At 73.7% G+C, this 5,172-nt stretch carries 6 protein-coding genes and 2 pseudogenes; all 8 read left to right on the top strand.

Annotated elements, in window-relative coordinates; all coding sequences use genetic code 11:
- Positions 1-264 (top strand): dihydrofolate reductase family protein (locus JNW89_RS26940; protein ID WP_238451144.1); only part of this gene is annotated, 264 nt, incomplete at its 5' end.
- Between the two features lies 1 nt (position 265).
- A complete protein-coding gene (locus JNW89_RS26935; RefSeq protein ID WP_238451142.1) occupies positions 266-904 on the top strand; it encodes a riboflavin synthase in 639 nt (212 codons plus the stop codon).
- Positions 904-1,595, top strand: a pseudogene (gene pnuC, locus JNW89_RS26930) (nicotinamide riboside transporter PnuC). Before JNW89_RS26935 ends, pnuC begins: the two are co-directional and overlap by 1 nt.
- 76 nt (positions 1,596-1,671) lie before the next feature.
- A complete protein-coding gene (locus JNW89_RS26925) occupies positions 1,672-2,937 on the top strand; it encodes a bifunctional 3,4-dihydroxy-2-butanone-4-phosphate synthase/GTP cyclohydrolase II (protein WP_238451140.1) in 1,266 nt (421 codons plus the stop codon).
- A 2-nt stretch (positions 2,938-2,939) separates the two neighbouring features.
- Entirely contained in the window at positions 2,940-3,440 is a 501-nt protein-coding gene (gene ribH, locus JNW89_RS26920) for a 6,7-dimethyl-8-ribityllumazine synthase (protein ID WP_238451139.1), read from the top strand.
- Between the two features lie 171 nt (positions 3,441-3,611).
- Positions 3,612-3,875, top strand: a complete 264-nt coding sequence (locus JNW89_RS26915) for a phosphoribosyl-ATP diphosphatase (RefSeq protein ID WP_013732805.1) — start codon at positions 3,612-3,614, stop codon at positions 3,873-3,875.
- A gap of 45 nt (positions 3,876-3,920) precedes the next feature.
- Positions 3,921-4,765: pseudogene (gene hisG / locus JNW89_RS26910) on the top strand (ATP phosphoribosyltransferase).
- On the top strand, positions 4,762-5,172 hold a 411-nt coding region (locus tag JNW89_RS26905; protein WP_238451137.1), incomplete at its 3' end, for a DMT family transporter. The pseudogene hisG and the gene JNW89_RS26905, both read left to right, overlap by 4 nt.

The following is a 5,172-nucleotide window of genomic DNA, read 5'->3' as shown; positions in this document are numbered from 1 at the left end:
CTGCTGGCCGAGCTGCACCGCCGCGGCGTGCGGGCCGCGCTGCTGGAGGGCGGCCCCCGGCTGGCCGGCGCGTTCCTCGCCGCCGGTCTGGTCGACAAGGTCGTCGGGTACGTCGCGCCGAAGCTGCTCGGCGCCGGCCGGACCGCGCTGGTCGACGCCGGCGTGACGACCATCGCCGATGCCATCGACCTGGAGATCACCGACGTTACGCAGATCGGTCCCGACCTGCGGATCACCGCGCTGCCCCGAAAGAGGGAGGCCTGACATGTTCACCGGCATCGTCGAGGAGTTGGGCGAGGTCGTCCGCGTCACGGACACCGGGGGTGACTCCGCGCTGGTCGCCGTCCGCGGCCCGCTGGTCACCTCCGACGCCGGGCACGGCGACTCCATCGCGGTCAACGGCGTCTGCCTCACGGTCGTCGACGTCTCCGACGGCGTCTTCACCGCCGACGTGATGGGGGAGACGCTGCGCCGCTCCGCGCTCGGCGCGCTGCGAGTGGGCGACCCGGTCAACCTGGAGCGGGCCGCCGCGCTGAACAGCCGGCTCGGCGGGCACATCGTGCAGGGCCACGTCGACGGGGTGGGCGAGATCATCGCCCGGGAGCCCGCCGCGCAGTGGGAGACGGTCCGCTTCCGGCTCCCCGCCGACCTCGCCCGGTACGTGGTGGAGAAGGGCTCGATCACCATCGACGGCGTCTCGCTGACCGTGGCCGCGGTCGGCGACGACTGGTTCGCCGTCGGGCTGATCCCCACCACGCTGAAGCTGACCACGCTCGGCGGCAAGGGCGTCGGTGACCCGGTCAACCTGGAGGTCGACGTGCTGGCCAAGTACGTCGAGCGCCTGCTCGGCGACCGGCTCGCCGGCGGCGGCCTGCCCGGCGCGCCCGCGGGGGGTGGGCGCTGATGGGCCCGCTCGGCTGGCTGCTGGAGGCCCAGCTCGAGATCGCCGGCTCGCCGGTGCTGGTCCGCGAGATCGTCGGCAACGTCTTCGGGCTGGCCTCCGCGCTGCTCGGGCTGCGCCGGCTGGTCTGGGCCTGGCCGGTCGGCATGATCGGCAACGCGCTGCTGTTCACCGTCTTCCTCGGCGGCGTCTTCGCCACCCCGCAGGCGCACGACCTCTACGGCCAGGCGGCCGGCAGGTCTTCTTCTTCTCGGTGAGCGTCTACGGCTGGTGGCGCTGGTCGCGCAACCGCCGCCAGGGCGACGACCAGCCGGCGGTCAGCCCGCGCTGGGCCACCGGCCGGGAGCGGCTCGGCCTGCTGCTGGCCGCCGCCGTCGGCATCGCCGCCGGGTACCCGGTGCTCGCCGCGCTCGGCTCCTGGGGCCCGCTGCCGGACGCCTGGATCCTGACCGGCAGCCTGCTCGCCACGTACGGCATGGCCCGCGGCTGGGTCGAGTTCTGGCTGATCTGGATCGCCGTCGACGCGGTCGGCGTGCCGCTGCTGCTGCGCGGCGGTTTCTACCCGTCGGCGGCCATGTACCTGTTCTACGGCGCGTTCTGCGTCTGGGGTCTCGCCGCCTGGTGGCGGACCTCGCGGGCCGCCCGGTCGGCCGCCCCGCCGATCCCGTCCACCTACTCGGAGGCCGTCGCATGAGTGAGCGCAGCGAGCGAATCATCAGGTCCAGTGCGGTGGTGCCTCATGGCGGCACGGAGCGAAGCGGAGTGTCGGCATGAGCGCGTTCGCCAGTATTGAGCAGGCGGTGGCGGACATCGCCGCCGGCCGGCCGGTCGTCGTGGTCGACGACGAGTCCCGGGAGAACGAGGGCGACCTGATCTTCGCCGCCGAACTGGCCACCCCGGAGCTGGTGGCGTTCATGGTCCGCTGGACCTCCGGCTACATCTGCGTGTCGCTGACCGAGTCGGAGTGCGACCGGCTGGACCTGCCGCCGATGCACCACACCAACCAGGACCGGCGCGGCACCGCGTACACGGTGACGGTCGACGCCCGGGAGGGGATCGGCACCGGCATCTCGGCCGCCGACCGGTCGCACACCATCCGGCTGCTGGCCGACCCGGGCACCGACCCGACCGACCTGTCCCGCCCCGGGCACGTGGTGCCGCTGCGCGCCCGCGAGGGCGGGGTGCTGCGCCGCCCCGGGCACACCGAGGCGGCCGTCGACCTGACCCGGCTGGCCGGGCTGCGTCCCGCCGGCGTGCTCTGCGAGCTGGTCAACGAGGACGGCACCATGATGCGGGTGCCCGACCTGGAGAAGTTCTGCGCCGAGCACGCCCTGACCCTGGTGACCATCGCCGACCTGGTGGCGTACCGGCGGCGGCACGAGAAGCAGGTGGAGCAGGTCGCCGACGCCCGGATGCCCACCCCGTACGGGGTGTTCCGGGCGCTGGGCTACCGCGCCGAGCACGACCCGGCCGAGCACGTCGCCCTGGTCTACGGGGAGATCGGTGACGGGCAGGACGTGCTGGTGCGGGTGCACTCGGAGTGCCTGACCGGGGACGTCTTCGGCTCGCTGCGCTGCGACTGCGGCCCGCAGCTGCAGGCGGCCCTGGCCCGGGTCGCCCGGGAGGGGCGGGGTGTGGTGCTCTACGTGCGCGGGCACGAGGGGCGCGGCATCGGGCTGCTGCACAAGCTCCAGGCGTACCAGCTCCAGGACTTGGGCCGGGACACCGTGGACGCCAACCTCGACCTGGGGCTGCCCGCCGACGCCCGCGACTACGGCACCGGCGCGCAGATCCTCTACGACCTGGGTGTGCGCTCGATGCGGCTGCTGACCAACAACCCGGCCAAGCGGGCCGGGCTGGAGGGGTACGGCCTGACCATCACCGGCCGTGAGGGGCTGCCGATCCGGCCGCACCCGGAGAACGTGCGATACCTGCGGACCAAGCGGGACCGGATGGGGCACCTGCTGGACGAACTGGACGAGGTGACCGAGGCCCCGATGGGCCGGCCGGTCCCCGGCGACGAGATCGGAGCGTAGACATGGCGGGATTCGGCGAGCCCGGGGTGACCACGGTGGACGCCGCCGGGCTGACCGTGGGCGTGGTGGCCGCGCGTTGGCACGCCGACCTGACCGACCACATGCTCGACCGGGCGGTGGCGGCGGCCGAGGCGTGCGGCGCCCGGTCGGTGGTCGCCCGGGTGGCCGGCTCGGTGGAGCTGTCGGTGGTGGCCCAGGCCCTGGCCCGGCGCTGCGACGTGGTGGTCGCCCTCGGCGTGGTGGTCCGCGGTGCCACCGCGCACTTCGACTACGTCTGCCGGTCGGTGACCGACGGCCTCACCCGCGTCGCCCTGGACGAGGGGAAGCCGGTGGCGCACGGGGTGCTCACCGTGGAGACGATCGAGCAGGCCCGCGACCGGGCCGGGCTGCCCGGCTCGGCGGAGGACAAGGGTTGGGCGGCCACCGTGGCGGCCCTCGACGCCGCGCTGGCCATCCGGGACGTGGCCGCGGCCAACGGCCAGCGGGTCGGCTTCGGCCGCTGACCCCCGCCCGTCGTTAATCGGCTCGTTTCGCGGCGTGTCGCGGTGTCCCGGATCGGGGACACCGCGACACGCCGCAAAACGGGGGCCAGGCCCGAGCGTCCGGGTGGGGAGGACGACGCGGCCGGACCCGGTGCGCGAGGTGTCGCCCGGTGACTGGAAGAATCGGATCCCGTGAAGACGTTCGAGGAGTTGTTCGCCGAGCTGCAGGCCAAGGCCGCCGCCGGCACCCCGGGCTCGGGCACGGTCGCCGCCCTGGAGAAGGGCGTGCACTTCATCGGCAAGAAGGTCGTCGAGGAGGCGGCCGAGTCGTGGATGGCCGCCGAGCACGAGGGGCCGGAGCGGACCGCCGAGGAGATCTCCCAACTGCTCTACCAGGTCCAGGTGCTGATGCTCGCCAGCGGTCTCGAGCTCAAGGACGTCTACCGACATCTGTGAGTGCGCCCCGTCGTTGATCACATCTGATCGAAGGAGCACTCCGTCATGCTGCGTGTCGCCGTACCGAACAAGGGCGCCCTGGCCGAGAAGGCCGCCGAGATGCTGCGCGAGGCGGGCTACCGCCAGCGCACCGACCCGAAGGACCTCGTCTGCCGGGACGAGCCCAACGACATCGAGTTCTTCTACCTGCGTCCCAAGGACATCGCCACCTACGTCGGCTCCGGTGACCTCGACGTCGGGATCACCGGCCGCGACCTGCTGATCGACTCCGGCGCGCCGGCCGAGGAGGTGATGGACCTGGCCTTCGCCCGGGCCACCTTCCGCTTCGCCGCCCGCCCGGAGGACGTCCACTCCGTGCAGGAGCTGGGCGGGCACCGGATCGCCACCGCCTACCCGGGGCTGGTCGATCGGTACCTCGGCGAGCTGGGGGTCAAGGCCGACGTGATCCGGCTGGACGGGGCGGTGGAGAACGCCATCCGGCTCGGCGTCGCCGACGTGGTCGCCGACGTGGTGGAGACCGGGGCCACCCTGCGCCAGGCCGGCCTGGTCGTCTTCGGCGACCGCTGCTGCGCTCCTCGGCGGTGCTGGTCCGCCGCGCCGGCGCCCCGACCCACCCGCAGGCCGAGCAGTTGCTGCGCCGCCTGCACGGGGTGCTGGTCGCCCGCCGCTACGTCATGCTCGCCTACGACGTGCCGGCCGGCCTGCTGGACCGGGCCAGCTCGCTGACCCCGGGCATCGAGTCGCCGACCGTGTCCCCGCTGCACCGGGAGGGCTGGGTCGCCGTGCAGGCGATGGTGCTCCGCGACGACGTGCACCGGATCATGGACGAGCTGTACGAGCTCGGCGCCCGCGCCATCCTGGTCACCAACATCCACGCCTGCCGGCTGTGAGATCCCTGCCGCCGACGGCCGCGCTGGCCCTGGTGGTGCTCGGCGGGGTGGCGTCGGCCGCCCAGGGGGTGGCCAATGCCGAGCTGGGCGAGCGGGTGGGCAGTCCCGTGCTCGGGGCGGTGGTCAACAACGCCGGGGGCTCGCTGCTGGTCCTGGTCGGACTGCTGGTCCTGCCGTCGATGCGGACCGGGCTCGCCGTGCTGCGCCGGTCCCGGCTGCCCTGGTGGTGCTACCTGGGTGGGCTCGGCGGGGCAGCGATCATCGTGATCGGCACGTACGTCGTACCGGTGCTCGGGGTGGCCGTCTTCACCATCGCCCAGGTCGCCGGGGGCAGTCTCGGCGGCCTGGCGGTGGACCGGGCCGGGCTCGCCCCGGTGGGTCGGCTCGCGCTCACCCCGTCCCGGGTG

Source organism: Micromonospora sp. 4G55 (genome assembly GCF_016803375.1).
This window is presented reverse-complemented; position numbering and strand designations above follow the sequence as displayed.

Excerpts from the sequence above, each read along its gene's own strand:
- JNW89_RS26925 (WP_238451140.1), top strand. The coding sequence starts at position 1,672 with ATGAGCGCGTTCGCCAGTATTGAGCAGGCGGTGGCGGACATCGCCGCC.
- JNW89_RS26935 (WP_238451142.1), top strand. The coding sequence starts at position 266 with ATGTTCACCGGCATCGTCGAGGAGTTGGGCGAGGTCGTCCGCGTCACG.
- ribH (WP_238451139.1), top strand. The coding sequence starts at position 2,940 with ATGGCGGGATTCGGCGAGCCCGGGGTGACCACGGTGGACGCCGCCGGG.